We start from the raw sequence: 14711 nt of genomic DNA on the forward strand, positions 1-14711 counted from the left end.
AAAATTAGAATTAGTACCAATAAAAAAGTCGGAACATTTAAACTGTTCCGACTTTTTTATTTATTAAAAGACCCTGAATAAATCTTCCCAATTTACAGTGCTGTCCAAATGTGGGAGCCCTTTAAATTGATCTGTTTTTGAAAGATCTTCTATTTTAAAATTCTCTTGGGTTGAATAGGGAACTAAGCCTTCTTGTTCTAATTTTTCGGCCAAATAGATTTGTTCATATTGTCCAGGAGTGGGTATGAAAAATGCTTTCTTGTTTAGTTTTACCAAGTCCATAATAGTTGTGTATCCGGATCGGCAAAGAACTTTTTCGCTTTCGTTGAAAGTTTGTTCCAACTGGCGGGTTTTCATGAAATTGTAGTAGGTTACATTCCCTATCTGTTCCTTTTTTTGTTCGGCTTCGATTATTCCTTTTACAAATACTACTTTACCGGTAAAACGTTTTACTTCTTCGGTAAGATGAGCTTCCAATAGTCCTCGTTGTGGTTCAGGGCCAGACAAAATAATCATTAGGTCATATTGTGTAGGCAGTCCCATTTTATGCATTCTGCTTAATGGGCCTAAATATTGTAAGGGCAAAGTACTGTGTTCTAGATGCCCTAATTTTCCTGTGAGATTTAATGTTGAATTCACATCGGGAACCCAACAGGCATTGTATTTTTTTATAATGTGCTGATGTAATTTGCTGGTAATCCATGTAGTGTTTCCAGTCATAACATTCAATTGATGAGTGATAAACACCGAGGGGATTTTTTTACTGAAAACCCCCAATCTATTATCAGATATAATACCATCAATCTCGTATTTTTTAATCCATTTGTTTACGATGTTTTTTTCGTCCAAAATGGCTTCTATCATTTTTGGTAGGTTTTTAAAAAGTTTCCATTTAAAATTCTTGCCGTTTTTTGCATATTCAATTTGATAAGATGGCAATTCTAGGGTTTTTAAATATGGAAATTCTTTTCGGAGTAGCTCTAGGGCAATTCCATCAGAAGCAATTATAGGGTTGAAATCATTTTCTTGTAAAGCTTTAATGATAGGAATACAGCGTGTAGCATGACCCAATCCCCAATTTAATGGAGCTATCAAGATATTTTTATTATCGGATTTTAAATTCATTTTTTAAGTCTTACTTATATACATAAGTTTAAAGTTATTCGATAGATTTCAATCTAATGTTTACAATGTATTACTAAAATATTATATAATTTGTCCCGACTCGAAATAAGTTAACATAAAATTTACTTATATCAGGTCGGGACTATTAAATAAAAAGGCTAACCATTACGGATAGCCTTCAGTATTTGTTCGGAAATTTATTTATTGTTTGATGTAGGTTTTGTTTCCGTTTGAATTGATGTAGTATTTACCTCCTTGTGGGCCAGTATATACTTTTTTTCCATTGTATTCTCCGGTTACTTTATCAGTATTTTTTACGGCTGCTTTTGATTTGTCGGCAGATTTAGAAACTTCTTTTTTGGTAGCGGTTGCTTTATCAGTAGCCATTTTAGAGTCTTTAGCTACTTTATCAGTAGTTTTTTTGGCTTCCTTTGTCGCTTTATCAGCAGTTGCTTTAGAATCTTTAGCTACTTTATCAGTAGTTTTTTTTGCCTCTTTTGTTGTTTTATCTGCTGATGCTTTTGAGTCTTTAGTTGTTTTTTTGGCGTCTTTTTGTGCTTTATCAGCAGTCGCTTTAGAATCTTTAGCTACTTTATCTGTTGTTTTTTTGGCATCTTTTGTTGCTTTTTCTGTTGCCGTTTTCTCTTTAGTCTTACTTGTTTGTGCGTAAAAAGTATTCGATAGAATAAAGAAGAAGCTTAATAACAATAATTTTTTCATGTCAGTTTAATTTTAAATTAGATTTAAATTTACTACTTTTTTTCTAAAGTTGATCTCTAATAGTTTAAAAATAAGCTCTCAACGCAACACTTCCGGTATGAATGGCATCACTGGTTTCGCTTTTTCGACCTTGGTAGATGAAATTAACGTCTAAAAATGTAGTCAGATTCATTTGCAATAGGGTTCTCCAGGTTAAATTTTGACCCTTTTGCAATCCTTCCAGCATTTGATATCCAGCAGAAGAAAATTCATTTCCTTTAAAATCATTTTTATATAATGAAATTTCGCCGTTTGCTGTAAATCTTGAACTTCCATTATAGCTAAATGCGGTACCAAATCTACTTTGCAATAAGGTGTCTAAACTACCAATTTGATTTTTTTTGTTGATGTATTCATAAAAAAGATCTAAGCTGATGTTTTTTGAAAACAGATAACTAATCTTTGGAGTTAATAAATAACCTTCAATCGTGTAATTTTTCTCGGTAAATGTTTCAGATTCTGCTTTTGTCAAAATGGTTTTGGCTAGCGCATCAAATAGCCAACTTTTTTGAAGTAAGTGTTGGTATTGTAATTGATGAAAGCTGTTTTTGTTTTTAATGGTGCCAACAGACAATAAGTTTTGTGCCTGATTTGTCATGTAGGTATAAGTAACTGAATTGTCGCGTTTCCCTCTGTTGAAAAACAAGCTGTTGGTAAAGGTAGAAAGTAAACCCAATATGTTTTCTGATGAAGAATGAAAGGGATTCAAATCAAAATGGTCTCCTTCATTCTTAATTTTCCGATCTATAATAAAGTTACTTTGCAAATAAAAATAGGAAAGTGCCTTTTTGAAAGAATTACTGTTTTGCCAAATATTAGGATTGATTATAAAAGATTGTGAGAACTTGTTTTGATTGGTTTTTAGATAAATCTGATTAGGCAGAAAGATTCGGGTATAAGTTGCTAAATCTATAAATGGCGCTATTTCGAATTCTTCGAGTTCTTTTATCCCATTATTATTGTAGTCATTCCAGGTGTATTTTCCTTGCCCCGCGGGTACTTCTACATAAGTGTAATTTTGAAAAGGCATGGTGCCCGAATTGGTTTCGTAAAGGGTATTGCTTTGAACCAATTGATTAAAAAATTGATCACTATAAAGAACCCTCGAATTCAATGAAGGTGTGTTTTTTAGCGTAGGATCAGTATAATCCAGTATTCTATAATTTACTAATACAGATAGATCACGCTTTTCTGTTTTAAATAGTTGTGATTTAAAATTATAACTATTGGAAGTGTTTACCTTTTGTAATAATCCGTTTTGAATACTGTCATTCGTTCTTCTTAAATACCCCAATTGTACATAAACACGGGTGCTGTCTCCATGACCGGCATATATTCCGTATTCATTAAAGCGTTGGGTTTGCAAAGAGAGTTGTTGAGTAGCTTTATTTTTGCCTTGATTATCCTCAAAACGTAAAGTACTGCCAATCCAATTTTTCTTGAAGTTGTATTGAACTTGCGAAACGTTTCTAATAAACTTAGTAGTGGTTTCTATATCGTCACTTTTCAATAAACTGCCATCGCTTTTGATAGTCCAATTATGGGTTGTAAATCCTGCATTGATGTTGTTTTTTATACCCGAATAATTGTTGGAAATAGCAAGTCTTTGAAAAGCATAGGTTACAGATCCTGTGTTTTTTGAATTCGTATCAGGGATTAAGCCGAAATTTAAACCGGTGCTCAGTAAATTTTGGTCACCGGTTATGGAGCTGTAGATATTCCAATCTCTATAAAATTCTATTGAGTTTATACGTTCTACAGGTTTAAAATCAGAATCTATAACTTGTAAATTGGCAAAAGCATCTAGGTTCCAATTTTTGGAGTATAGACGTTGCTTGGTATTGATTTCTCCCGCTATACCTTTATTGTTGCTGTCGTCTAGTGAAGAGAATAAGTTTTTATCATTGTTGCTAATGGCAATTTCAAAATCAACAGCAGTTTTTTCAGAAGGATTGTATTTTCCAAAAAAGGTAGCAACCTGTTCTTTTATTGGAGCTATTAATTGTATAATGGGTTCATAATTTCCTTGAAGAACTCCGTTTATGGGAGCTACATACTCATAAATTTTATCTACACTCGCAGCATTTTTTAAAATATAATTTCCTTTTTTTAGTCCTATCAAAGTAAAAGTAACTGTATATAGCTGGTCATTCGGGTTTGTCGAATGTTCAAATATAGATTCAGTACCAAGGATGGTTTTTTTATACAGGATTTTTTTTTCGTCATAGGTGTCAAGATAAGCTGATGATGCAACCATTAATTTAGGATCGTCTCCGGCTTCTGCTAAAACTTGTACTTGCTCCTTAGAAAGGTTTTGCTGAACGGGTTGATTTTTTAAGTCATTTTCAGAATATAAAGCAGTACCAAAAGTCCATTTTTTGTTAGTAAAACTTCCTCCATCGTACGTAACAAATCGAGTGTAGTTGATCTCAGAGTATTGGTATTCTATTACGATTCTCATTTCGGACGTGATACTGAAAAGAGGGGTAAACATAATTTCTCCAGAGTTGTAATCGATGGTATAATCATTTGTTTCGCCTCTTTTTAATAAAACCCCATTGACATAAACGCGTTCAGACCCAATGATGACTAAAACGTACAACTCACCATTTTGACCAATTAATTTATAAGGACCTTGATTTCCTTCCTGTCCTTTAAAATTACTACTGGCATAATGACCAGTAACCAATCCGGCCGATGCAAATAGATTGGTTTTGTTATTCTCATTTTCTAGATTAATAGTAGTGGATAATCCTTGTATCTTCTTGTTGAAATTGAGAAAATGAGTGTTGTTGTTACCAATAAAAACATCGCCGGCACGAACATTCCAACTATCGCTGAAGAGTTCCATGAAAATATTGTCATATTGGTTCAGTTTCTGGGAGTAGCTTCCTTCCTGAACGGGAATATTGGTATCTTTAATAGAAGCTCTAATGCTAACCTTTTCGGATATTTTTCCGGTTATTTGTAGATCCAGATTCGAATTGACCACAGTATTCTGATTATTACCTACAGAAACTCCTCTTGAGAGACTTCCTTTGGCAACAAGACCATCAAATGGAGTATTATTTTTTACGGGAGTGTTTTCAATTTTATACAAATTTTGATTGGTTGCATCGTTGTCAATAATCTTACTGCTATCGTAAATACTGTATTCTTTGGTTAATAGACTAGGGAATTTTAGATAATGAACTGTTATGGAATCTGTAATGTTTTGATTTTTGTCTTTAAATACAAGTAAGCCTTTTGGGAAATTTACTTGATACAAAGAACTGTCAATAGCTTGGTTTTTGGAATCCAATACTTTGAAAGAATAGGAATTGATGCTTTCCTTTTCCAGATAAATGGTGTCTGTGGTAAAAGCTATTTTTTTGGTTCTGTAAGCCGAATCCGTTTCTTGCGCCTGAAGCCCAAAAAAACAAAAAAGTAGAATCCAAAATAATACATTTTTAAACATAAATACTATAACTCGAATGCTCCAAAATTAGTATTTATTATTTTATAATGTGCTAATTAGAGTATTGGCTCAAGTGAGAACCGAAAATGATTAGAAGTAATTGAGATTAAACAAATAGTAATAAAAAATGGAAGCCGAATTAATGACTTCCATTTTTTTGATAGAGCTATTTTTAATCAAAGAATTAATTCTCTTTGGTAACAATTTGCATAGTTTCTCTGCTGACTTGTTTTAAAAGAACAGTTTTGTTGTCTTCAACCGTTTGTGCAGCTTGCTCGTTAAAATGTCTGATGGTATATAAAGTAACGCTTTCGGTAAAATCTACTTTGAATTTTTTAGAAAGTATTGCGTTGCAATCATTGAAGTTTCCAAATTTATCCTCTACGCAAACGGAGAAACTGATGGCCGAATTCTGGATCAAGTTTACTTTAAGTTTGTACTGGTGGAATAATCCAAAGATTTCACTGATGTTTTCTTCCATTATAAAAGAGAAATCTATTGAAGATAATGAAATCAACAGTTGGTTTCGTTTTACAATAAAACAAGGTAAATACGGTTCAAGATCAACACCTTTAGAAACAGCAGTTCCTTTCAACAATGGATTGATAAACGATTTTACATATAAAGGTATTTCCTTTTTTTGTAAAGGTTGTAATGTTTTTGGGTGAATAACTGATGCTCCGTAAAATGCCAATTCGATAGCTTCACGATACGAAATTTGATTTAGCAAACTTGCGTTTTCAAAATATCTAGGATCGGCATTCATAACCCCAGGAACGTCTTTCCATATGGTTACGCTTTCGGCATTTAGGCAATAAGCGAAAATTGCAGCGGTATAATCAGACCCTTCACGACCTAATGTAGTAGTGAAATTGTTTTCATCAGATCCCAAGAATCCTTGAGTGATGTTCAATATTTTTCGTTTAATATTTTTAGAAATATTCTTTTGGGTTAATTCCCAGTCTACCTCGGCGTCTCTGTAAGTTGCATCAGTTTTTATGAAATTTCGAACATCCAACCATTGCGTTTTTATTCCCATAAAAGTCATAAAATTACTTAAGATTGTGGTCGAAATCAATTCTCCATAACTTACAATTTGATCGTAAACAAAATTATAATTTGGAGATTTGTTATGAGCCAAGAAATATTCCAGATCAGCAAACTGTGTGTTGACAGCGGCGAAAACCTCGTTATTTTCATCCTCAAACAAATCCATCAAGATTTGATTATGGTATTTTTTTACTTCTTGAACTGACGAATTTAATTCAAGGGATTTATCAAAATAATTTTTGATAACCTCTTCAAGTGCATTGGTTGTTTTGCCCATAGCAGAAACAATAACCAATACATCCTCATAACCCACTTGTTGCAAAACGCTGTATACGTTTTTAATTCCTGCGGCATCTTTTACAGAGGCCCCGCCAAATTTGAATACTCTCATATTAATTTAGATTTACTTCGTCAATTTGCTGACGTTCGTCAGATTCAAGATTATTAGTCTCAAATCAAAAACGTTTATATTTTAATTTTTTAGCTTATTGTCTACAAAATAGTTAATTGCAGCTTCATCCATTTGTACAACATTCCAATCTCTTAGTACATGGGCGCCTGATTTTTCGTAAAAGTCAATAGCCGGTGTATTCCAGTCGAGCACATGCCAATCAATTCTACGAACGTTGTCTCTTTTTCCTTGTTTGATAATTTCAGAATATAAAGCATAACCTAAACCAGTTCCTCGCATTTTATCTTTAACCACCAAGTCTTCAAGGTGTATAATTTTTCCTTTCCAGGTAGAGTAACGATAATAATACAAAGCAATGCCTACAATTTCATTTTCTACTTCTGCAACAAATACATGGAACAAAGGATTTGGTCCAAAACCGTCACGAACGAGGTCATCAACGGTGATTAAAACAGCTTCAGGTTCTTTTTCGAATTCGGCAAGCTCTTGAATTAGCGCCAAAACACCCGTCATGTCTTCTTTATTTCCTTTACGTATATTCATGATTTCGTATTATTTTCCTGCTTTATTATTAAAAAATAACTAATTAAGGAGTTGTTTTTATGGAATGTGTAGCAAATATACAATACTGATAAACTATGTGGTTATTATTTTTTTCGTTTTCACAAAAAAAACGATATTTGTGACTTAAACTAACTACATCGATTTCGTAATGGAAAAAAGCAACAGAACTCTCGGAGAATTTATTATTGAAAACCAAAATGCCTTTCAATATTCGTCAGGAGAATTATCAAGAATCATCAACTCAATCCGTTTGGCGGCAAAAGTAGTCAGCTATAAAGTCAACAAAGCCGGGTTAGTAGATATTGTTGGTGCAGCTGGAGAGCAAAATATTCAAGGAGAAGATCAGCAAAAATTGGATGTGTATGCCAATAATGTTTTTATTCAAACCTTAATCAATCGTGAGATTGTTTGCGGGATTGCTTCAGAAGAGAATGATGATTTTATTACCGTTGAAGGAAGTGATAGAAGCCATAATAATAAGTATGTAGTTTTGATGGATCCTCTGGATGGTTCGTCTAATATAGATGTAAATGTTTCTGTCGGAACTATTTTTTCGGTTTATAGAAGAATAACACCAATAGGAACTCCGGTAACGTTAGAAGATTTTCTACAGCCAGGTATCAATCAAGTTGCTGCGGGATATGTAATTTACGGAACATCGACTATGTTGGTTTATACCACAGGTCATGGAGTAAATGGTTTTACATTAAACCCAGCCATTGGAACGTTTTATCTTTCGCATCCTAACATGAAGTTCTCAGAAGATGGAAATATTTATTCAATCAACGAAGGGAACTATGTGCATTTTCCGCAAGGGGTGAAAGATTATATTAAATATTGCCAACTTGAAGAAGGAGATCGTCCGTATACTTCTAGATATATCGGAAGTTTAGTATCGGATATTCACAGAAATATGATTAAGGGAGGAATTTATATTTATCCTACAAGTTCTAAAGCTCCAAAAGGGAAATTAAGATTGCTGTATGAATGTAATCCTATGGCCTTTATTGCTGAGCAAGCTGGAGGGAAAGCATCTGATGGTTTTAATAGAATAATGGAGATACAACCTACAGAGTTACATGAAAGAGTACCATTTTTTTGCGGAAGTATGAATATGGTTAAAAAAGCAGAAGAGTTTATGCTTAAAGCAAAAAACAGTTAATAGTAAACCAAAACAATAAACCAAAAAAAAGCTCCCAATTGGGAGCTTTTTTTTATTTGTACATGTTTTTCATTTCGTACATAAAAGTTTCTAGATCTACTTTTTTGTCAACTAATTTGAGAGCTTTATCTACAATATAATTTACATTGCTGGGTGTAAAACCTAAGGCTAAACCAAATTTCACCATTAAGCGTTCTTGCTTGTCTCCTAATTGATGATCTCTGTGTACAATTCTAGCTAGATTGTACAGACTTTCTAGTCTTTCTATGTATAAATAAGGGGCATTTATTGGGTATTTTGATGGGTCTTTTAGTATCTCTTTGTATTCAATTTCGGAAATTTCAAGGTCTAGGGCAAGTTTGTCCAAAAATCTCTTTTCTTCTTCTGAGATATCGCCACTGGCGTAGGCTACATGGACAATTGCTGAAAAATGACCTCTGTTTTTTTGATTGAATTCACTGCTAAATAAATCTGAGAATGACATAATATTAAATGTGTTTTAGGTTTGACATAAAGATAATTAATTTTTTTAGTATTGATTTTGTTTTTGGAGACTTTTTTGTACGATTGTCCTTTGTTTTCTATAATATTTTAGAGAATGATTTTTTAATCAAATACACCATTTTCAAAATTAATCGTAAGTTTACAACCCCTTATCAATTTAATTAAATTATCGATGTCAGAATTTTTGATTTACTTTCAAATAGGATTAAAACACGTATTGGATATACATGCCTATGACCATGTTTTATTTTTAATTGCTTTGTCTGTTCCTTTCTCTTTCAATGACTGGAAAAGGATTTTACTATTAGTGACGGTGTTTACTTTAGGGCATACAACAGCATTATTTCTTTCTGTTTTTGGGATTATCACTGTCAAGGTAAATGTGGTTGAGTTTCTCATACCAATAACGATTTTAACAACCGCCCTTTATAATTTATTTACGGCAGGTAAAACCAGTAAAAACGGAAGCGTCAATCTGGTGTTCATAATAACATTGTTCTTTGGAATCATCCATGGATTGGGTTTTTCTAATTATTTTAAAACAATATTAGGAGGTAGTGCAACCTCAAAATTATTGCCAATGGCTGAGTTTGCATTAGGAATAGAAGCTGCCCAAATTGCGGTGGTTTTAGTGGTCTTGATTTTGTCTTACATCGTTCAAACGGTTTTTAGATTTTCAAAACGGGATTGGGCATTAGTAATGTCAGCATTTATAATAGGAGTAGTATTACCAATGATACTGGAAAATGAAATATGGAAGAGATAATAATTATGGAAAATAAAAAGTTGAATAAATACGATAAAGCCTATCTTAGGATTGCTACAGAATGGGGTTTGTTGTCTTATTGCAAAAGAAAACAGGTAGGAGCAATTATTGTAAGGGATAGAATGATTATTTCTGATGGATATAATGGAACGCCTTCCGGATTTGAAAATTGCTGTGAAGATGAAGATGGACTAACGCGTTGGGATGTTTTGCATGCTGAGGCAAATGCAATATTAAAAGTAGCAAGATCAACACAATCCTGTGAAGGAGCAACTTTGTATATCACACTTTCACCATGTAAAGAATGCAGTAAATTGATACATCAATCGGGTATAAAAAGAGTGGTGTATCATAATGGATACCGAGATGATTCTGGAATACAATTTTTATTAAAAGCAGGAGTCGAAGTAGAACACATTCCGATTTTAGAAGAATAATTTATAAATGAAGTTTGATAATAAATATTTACCCATATTCATTGGGGGCATTTTTGCCCTAGGTATTTTTATTGGGAATATATCGAATGCTCCTCAGACTCATGATTTTTTAGTCAAAAAGAGTACAAAAGAGAAACTCAATAAACTGATTGATTTTATAGATAGCGAATATGTAGATAATATAAATACTGATTCTATAGTAAATCTTACGGTAGATAATATTTTAGCGCATCTAGATCCGCATTCGGTGTATATTCCGCCAAGTGAACAATCAGAAATAGCCGAAACCATGAAAGGAGGCTTCGTGGGTATAGGAATCAATTTTTACATGTATAATGACTCTGTTGCAGTTATTAATCCGGTAAAAAATGGTCCTTCGGCAAAAGCGGGAATCAAAGCGGGAGATCGCATCTTGTACGTTAATAAAAAGAAACTATTTGGTCGAAAATTGCCAAATGATAGCCTGTTTGCAGCTCTAAAAGGAGAAGCTGGTTCTCAAATTGAATTGACAGTTTATCGAAAATCAGAGCGCAAAAAACTTAAGTTAACCATCAAACGAGATGTTATTCCGCTTAAGAGTGTAGATGTTGCTTTAATCCTAAATAAAACAACAGGATATATAAAGATCAATCGCTTTGCAGAAACTACTTTTGAGGAATTTAAAGCTGGATTGATGAGCCTGAAAAAGCAAGGCATAAAATCATTGGTTGTAGATGTTCGGGATAATGGTGGAGGATATATGGAAGAGGCCATTGCTATTGCCGATGAATTTTTGAAAGACAGACAACTGATAGTTTTTACCAAAAGCAAAAATGGAGTGATCGAAAAAACATTTGCCACCAAGCAAGGTAGTTTTGAAAACGGTAATGTCTATGTTTTAGTTAATGAGAACAGTGCTTCGGCAAGCGAAATTTTGGCGGGAGCCATACAAGATAACGATCGCGGAACAATTATAGGACGACGTTCTTTTGGAAAAGGGTTGGTACAACGAGAAATGGACTTTAACGATGGATCGGCTGTGCGATTAACCATTGCCAGATATTATACACCTACGGGAAGGTCTATTCAAAAGCCATATACTAAAGGGAATGAAGATTATTTTAAAGAATCAGATTCTCGCTTTTTGCATGGTGAATTGTATAAAAAAGACAGCATAAAAGTGGTTGACTCCTTGAAGTTTAAAACCAAGAAAGGTAAAATTGTTTATGGCGGTGGCGGAATTGTACCTGATGTTTTTATTCCTTTAGAGGCAGATCATGGTTCAGAGAATATTACCTATTTGTTGCAATCTGGAATTGTTGGGCATTTTGTGTTTGAGCAATTAGACAAGGACAGAAAAGTTTTTTCAAAGCTAACCTTCGAACAATTTTTAAATAAAATAAATACAACTGATTTGTATTTTGACGATTTTCAAAAATACCTCACTCAGAATGGTTTGCTTATAAAACTAGGACACAACAAGGCTTTGGTAAAAAGATACATTAATGCCGAATTTGCCCGCCAACTGTATGGTGATAAATATTACTACGAAATGATTTTGAAAGATGATGCTATGGTGAAGGCAGTATTGAATCCAAAATCCAAATAAGAGATTGTAGTATCCTATAGATCTATCAAAGTTGTTAGTGAAAAATCTATAGGATGCTATATTTTTTAGGATTGAAATCAGCTTGTAATCTTAGATAAATACAGCCTCGGTAATTTATATGAGGAATTGTATTTAAGCTTGTCTGAACTTGCTAAATAGAAAATAGAGAGTTGGATATTAACTTCTAGATGGTTTATTTTCTAATGCTGTCATGGGAATGCGTCTGAATACCATCATTCCATAGCGTAAGTAAATCGGTGGCAACGGCAGCTCCACTTCCTGCAGCAATAGCTAGTTGACTTCTCCATCCCGCAAGTGTACCTATTACATAGATTCCATCAATAACTTTATGGTCTACATTTTTTAATTGAATTCTTTGTTTTTCGGGTAAGGATTTTTTGTGTGGTTCAACAAACTGCATCAAACCTTCTATAGCAAATGTATTAGATGCGCCAATTCCAACTACAATATTCTGGGTTTTGTAGCTGTTTTTGTTTGTGATAATGGTGAATTCAGGATATTGACCTTCTATTTTCAGAACTTTTTCTTCAGGAATTTGAACAATATGAGGGTAAGTGTCTGATAAATGTTCGAGAGTTTCGATTAATAAATCAGAGCCTAATTTTCCTGGAGTAATTCCGTAGGCATTATTAAAAACGGCTTCTTGAAGCGAAGATGTTTTTTGATGTGTGAAAATTCCAATTTTTTTGGAGGAAACGAATGGTTTCTTTTGGGCTGAACCTAAGATTTGAGCACATGATACACCAGAAACTCCCCCGCCTATAATTAAAACGTCAAACACCACTATATTTTGTCGTCCATTTTTTCAACTATTTTTTTAGACATTCTAAAAATTAGAAGAATTAAAACAGCACAAAAAGAAGCGATTATTCCAACGATTGCAATTACGCTATTTCCTTGTAACGGATTTTTAAAATCAAGTAAAGTTACATTGAAAATAATAAGAGCAATGGCTAAAACAACCAAAATGTTAGTAAAAGTTTTCATAGATTTAATTATTCTTCCATGCAAATAAAAGCTGTTTTTTCAATCAATTCTGTAATTAGAATTGGGTAAAAAAGCGAACAACGCAATATGCATGAAAATATTATGGGGTAAATTTATAATTTTTTTTTTTAGACAAACAAACCTTTAACATTAGCCGCAAATAATTTAACAGCAATTGCCAAAAGGACTACTCCAAAAGTCTTACGAATCACTCCAAGTCCATTTTTTCCTAACATTTTTTCTATTTTCCCAGATGATTTCAAAACGACATAAACCAGTATAATATTAAGTATAATACCTATAACAATATTTATGGTATGAAATTGAGAACGCAAAGAAAGTAAAGTGGTCATGGTACCTGCTCCGGCAATCAGCGGAAAGGCCAATGGGACTATCGAGGCAGAGCTGGCTTCCTCATCTCTATAAAGATGAATCCCTAGAATCATTTCTAAAGCCAAAAAGAATAAAACAAAAGAACCGGCAACTGCAAATGAATGAACATCAATACCTATCAGGCTTAAAAACTCTTCACCAATAAACAGGAATAAGATCATTATTAATCCAGCAACCAAGGAAGCTTTTTCGGATTCGATATGACCGTGTTTGGCTCTCAATCCTACAATAATAGGAATAGATCCCACAATATCGATTACGGCAAAAAGAACCATTCCTACTGTTATTATTTCTTTTAAGTTAAAATCCAGCATAGTATTGTGTTTTTTATGAATAGTTGTAGTAAATACGTTTTTGATTCTCAAAAATACATTTATTTTTTTCAATTTGAAGATTCTGTCATTAAAAGAAGGTTAAATCAGGAATCTGTTCATTGCTTTAATTTTGTAATAAAATTGATTAAACCAAAAGTTAAATATTGTAAACTACTGAAAATCAATAACTAAATTTGTGTTGGCTTAGAAATATCAAAGATAATAAAGGAGTTTTTGGTATTTGATCTCTTGCATATTTGTTATTAAAAATCAATTTTATGCAAGCACAAATTTGGAAACAAGTTCAAAATGAAGAAAATATGTTATTGAACGCAGTACCCAAAGGGATGGGGATGCCCCGAAAGATTATAAAATTATGGAAAAATAATAACGATAAAATGTATTAACATAGATAAAAGGAGTCGTGTTTAGAATGAATGTGAGTATAAGTTTATGTAAGTAAATTATTTTTAACGTGTTAATTAGGATTGTTTATTACGCTTATGTTTATGTGCCGTTTTTATTTCTTGATTCTTTGATTACCTTTGCAAAATGTTTCAACTAGGAAAAACCATCGTCTCAGAGGATATACTCGAAAAAGAATTTGTTTGTAATTTGTCAGCATGCAAAGGAGCTTGTTGCGTCGATGGCGATGCAGGGGCGCCCTTGAGTTTGGCAGAAACCAAAATATTGGAAGAAATATATCCAAAAGTAAAACCATTTTTAAGAAAAGAAGGAATTGAGGCTATAGAAGTGCAAGGAACTTGGATAAATGGGGTTGATGGTGATCTTGAAACACCTCTAATTGATAACAAAGATTGCGCCTATGTAATTTTTGATGGTAAGACTGCCCTTTGCGGTATTGAGCAAGCCTATAATCAAGGAATAGTAGACTGGAAAAAACCTGTTTCCTGTCATTTGTATCCAATACGTGTAAAAGATTTCACTGAGTTTGCTGCGGTTAATTATGACAAATGGGATATTTGTGATGCAGCTTGTTCATTAGGTCAAGAACTCGAAGTTCCGGTATATAAATTTGTAAAAGAAGCCCTTGTTCGTCGCTTTGGCGAAGATTGGTATTCGGAGCTTGAAAAAGTAGCCGAAGAGTTGAAAAACAATTTATAAATATCAAAAAACAATTGTCTTTAATTGTTTGAATTTTCTATGTTTTA

Annotated in this window: 15 protein-coding genes; 6 read left to right on the forward strand and 9 right to left on the reverse strand. The window is 33.1% G+C overall.

Features of this window, described 5'->3' with window-relative positions; translation table 11 throughout:
• Positions 1–63: 63 nt before the first annotated feature.
• The 5 genes from OZP08_RS05540 to OZP08_RS05560 all read right to left on the reverse strand — a co-directional run bounded on the left by OZP08_RS05540 (position 64) and on the right by OZP08_RS05560 (position 7346).
• Positions 64–1125 carry a glycosyltransferase gene (locus OZP08_RS05540; RefSeq protein WP_281323185.1) on the reverse strand — a complete coding sequence of 354 codons (1062 nt, stop codon included), beginning with the start codon at positions 1123–1125 and terminating at the stop codon, positions 64–66.
• Between the two features lie 201 nt (positions 1126–1326).
• Positions 1327–1845 (reverse strand): hypothetical protein, encoded by a 519-nt coding sequence (locus OZP08_RS05545; RefSeq protein WP_281323186.1) that lies wholly within the window; start codon positions 1843–1845, stop codon positions 1327–1329.
• A gap of 64 nt (positions 1846–1909) precedes the next feature.
• Positions 1910–5341 (reverse strand): DUF8818 domain-containing protein, encoded by a 3432-nt coding sequence (locus tag OZP08_RS05550; protein ID WP_281323187.1) that lies wholly within the window; start codon positions 5339–5341, stop codon positions 1910–1912.
• 184 nt (positions 5342–5525) lie between these two features.
• A complete protein-coding gene (locus OZP08_RS05555; protein ID WP_268848682.1) occupies positions 5526–6782 on the reverse strand; it encodes an aspartate kinase in 1257 nt (418 codons plus the stop codon).
• Between the two features lie 81 nt (positions 6783–6863).
• Complete coding sequence (locus OZP08_RS05560) at positions 6864–7346, reverse strand: GNAT family N-acetyltransferase (protein WP_281323188.1); 483 nt, start codon at positions 7344–7346, stop codon at positions 6864–6866.
• A 169-nt stretch (positions 7347–7515) separates the two neighbouring features.
• Here OZP08_RS05560 and fbp point away from each other — a divergent pair, with 169 nt between their 5' ends.
• Positions 7516–8529, forward strand: coding sequence for a class 1 fructose-bisphosphatase (gene fbp / locus OZP08_RS05565; RefSeq protein WP_281323189.1), 1014 nt, complete (start codon positions 7516–7518; stop codon positions 8527–8529).
• Between the two features lie 52 nt (positions 8530–8581).
• Here the strand turns inward: fbp and OZP08_RS05570 are convergent, their stop codons facing one another.
• Positions 8582–9013: a tellurite resistance TerB family protein gene (locus OZP08_RS05570; protein WP_268848683.1), complete on the reverse strand. Its 432-nt coding sequence runs from the start codon at positions 9011–9013 to the stop codon at positions 8582–8584.
• 192 nt (positions 9014–9205) lie between these two features.
• On the opposite strand from OZP08_RS05570, the gene OZP08_RS05575 reads away from it, so the two are divergent.
• Genes OZP08_RS05575 through OZP08_RS05585 form a run of 3 tightly spaced genes read left to right on the forward strand, consistent with a single transcriptional unit; the run spans position 9206 to position 11824 of the window.
• The gene (locus OZP08_RS05575; protein WP_268848684.1) at positions 9206–9799 is read left to right on the forward strand and encodes a HupE/UreJ family protein; all 594 of its coding nucleotides are present in this window, start codon (positions 9206–9208) and stop codon (positions 9797–9799) included.
• Positions 9800–9804: 5 nt separating this feature from the next.
• Complete coding sequence (locus OZP08_RS05580; RefSeq protein ID WP_268849444.1) at positions 9805–10236, forward strand: deoxycytidylate deaminase; 432 nt, start codon at positions 9805–9807, stop codon at positions 10234–10236.
• 7 nt (positions 10237–10243) lie between these two features.
• Entirely contained in the window at positions 10244–11824 is a 1581-nt protein-coding gene (locus OZP08_RS05585; RefSeq protein WP_281323190.1) for a S41 family peptidase, read from the forward strand.
• A gap of 193 nt (positions 11825–12017) precedes the next feature.
• On the opposite strand, the gene OZP08_RS05590 is transcribed toward OZP08_RS05585, so the two are convergent.
• The 3 genes from OZP08_RS05590 to OZP08_RS05600 form a co-directional block, all read right to left on the reverse strand.
• Positions 12018–12626 carry an FAD-dependent oxidoreductase gene (locus OZP08_RS05590; RefSeq protein ID WP_268848685.1) on the reverse strand — a complete coding sequence of 203 codons (609 nt, stop codon included), beginning with the start codon at positions 12624–12626 and terminating at the stop codon, positions 12018–12020.
• A gap of 2 nt (positions 12627–12628) precedes the next feature.
• Entirely contained in the window at positions 12629–12832 is a 204-nt protein-coding gene (locus tag OZP08_RS05595) for a hypothetical protein (RefSeq protein WP_268848686.1), read from the reverse strand.
• Between the two features lie 128 nt (positions 12833–12960).
• A complete protein-coding gene (locus OZP08_RS05600; RefSeq protein ID WP_268849445.1) occupies positions 12961–13539 on the reverse strand; it encodes a MarC family protein in 579 nt (192 codons plus the stop codon).
• Positions 13540–13817: 278 nt separating this feature from the next.
• On the opposite strand from OZP08_RS05600, the gene OZP08_RS05605 reads away from it, so the two are divergent.
• Together OZP08_RS05605 and OZP08_RS05610 are read left to right on the forward strand one after the other, a co-directional pair.
• Entirely contained in the window at positions 13818–13946 is a 129-nt protein-coding gene (locus OZP08_RS05605; RefSeq protein WP_268848687.1) for a hypothetical protein, read from the forward strand.
• 145 nt (positions 13947–14091) lie between these two features.
• The gene (locus tag OZP08_RS05610; RefSeq protein ID WP_268848688.1) at positions 14092–14664 is read left to right on the forward strand and encodes a DUF3109 family protein; all 573 of its coding nucleotides are present in this window, start codon (positions 14092–14094) and stop codon (positions 14662–14664) included.
• Positions 14665–14711: the final 47 nt, after the last annotated feature.

The sequence above is a fragment of the Flavobacterium aestivum genome (assembly GCF_026870175.2).
Taxonomy (GTDB): domain Bacteria; phylum Bacteroidota; class Bacteroidia; order Flavobacteriales; family Flavobacteriaceae; genus Flavobacterium; species Flavobacterium aestivum.

What these genes read in the sequence shown, in the direction of transcription:
- OZP08_RS05540 (WP_281323185.1), bottom strand. Translation starts at nt 1,125, where the DNA reads ATGAATTTAAAATCCGATAATAAAAATATCTTGATAGCTCCATTAAAT.
- OZP08_RS05585 (WP_281323190.1), top strand. Translation starts at nt 10,244, where the DNA reads ATGAAGTTTGATAATAAATATTTACCCATATTCATTGGGGGCATTTTT.
- OZP08_RS05575 (WP_268848684.1), top strand. Translation starts at nt 9,206, where the DNA reads ATGTCAGAATTTTTGATTTACTTTCAAATAGGATTAAAACACGTATTG.
- OZP08_RS05560 (WP_281323188.1), bottom strand. Translation starts at nt 7,346, where the DNA reads ATGAATATACGTAAAGGAAATAAAGAAGACATGACGGGTGTTTTGGCG.
- OZP08_RS05580 (WP_268849444.1), top strand. Translation starts at nt 9,805, where the DNA reads ATGGAAAATAAAAAGTTGAATAAATACGATAAAGCCTATCTTAGGATT.
- OZP08_RS05555 (WP_268848682.1), bottom strand. Translation starts at nt 6,782, where the DNA reads ATGAGAGTATTCAAATTTGGCGGGGCCTCTGTAAAAGATGCCGCAGGA.
- fbp (WP_281323189.1), top strand. Translation starts at nt 7,516, where the DNA reads ATGGAAAAAAGCAACAGAACTCTCGGAGAATTTATTATTGAAAACCAA.
- OZP08_RS05545 (WP_281323186.1), bottom strand. Translation starts at nt 1,845, where the DNA reads ATGAAAAAATTATTGTTATTAAGCTTCTTCTTTATTCTATCGAATACT.
- OZP08_RS05570 (WP_268848683.1), bottom strand. Translation starts at nt 9,013, where the DNA reads ATGTCATTCTCAGATTTATTTAGCAGTGAATTCAATCAAAAAAACAGA.
- OZP08_RS05595 (WP_268848686.1), bottom strand. Translation starts at nt 12,832, where the DNA reads ATGAAAACTTTTACTAACATTTTGGTTGTTTTAGCCATTGCTCTTATT.
- OZP08_RS05610 (WP_268848688.1), top strand. Translation starts at nt 14,092, where the DNA reads ATGTTTCAACTAGGAAAAACCATCGTCTCAGAGGATATACTCGAAAAA.
- OZP08_RS05600 (WP_268849445.1), bottom strand. Translation starts at nt 13,539, where the DNA reads ATGCTGGATTTTAACTTAAAAGAAATAATAACAGTAGGAATGGTTCTT.
- OZP08_RS05605 (WP_268848687.1), top strand. Translation starts at nt 13,818, where the DNA reads ATGCAAGCACAAATTTGGAAACAAGTTCAAAATGAAGAAAATATGTTA.
- OZP08_RS05550 (WP_281323187.1), bottom strand. Translation starts at nt 5,341, where the DNA reads ATGTTTAAAAATGTATTATTTTGGATTCTACTTTTTTGTTTTTTTGGG.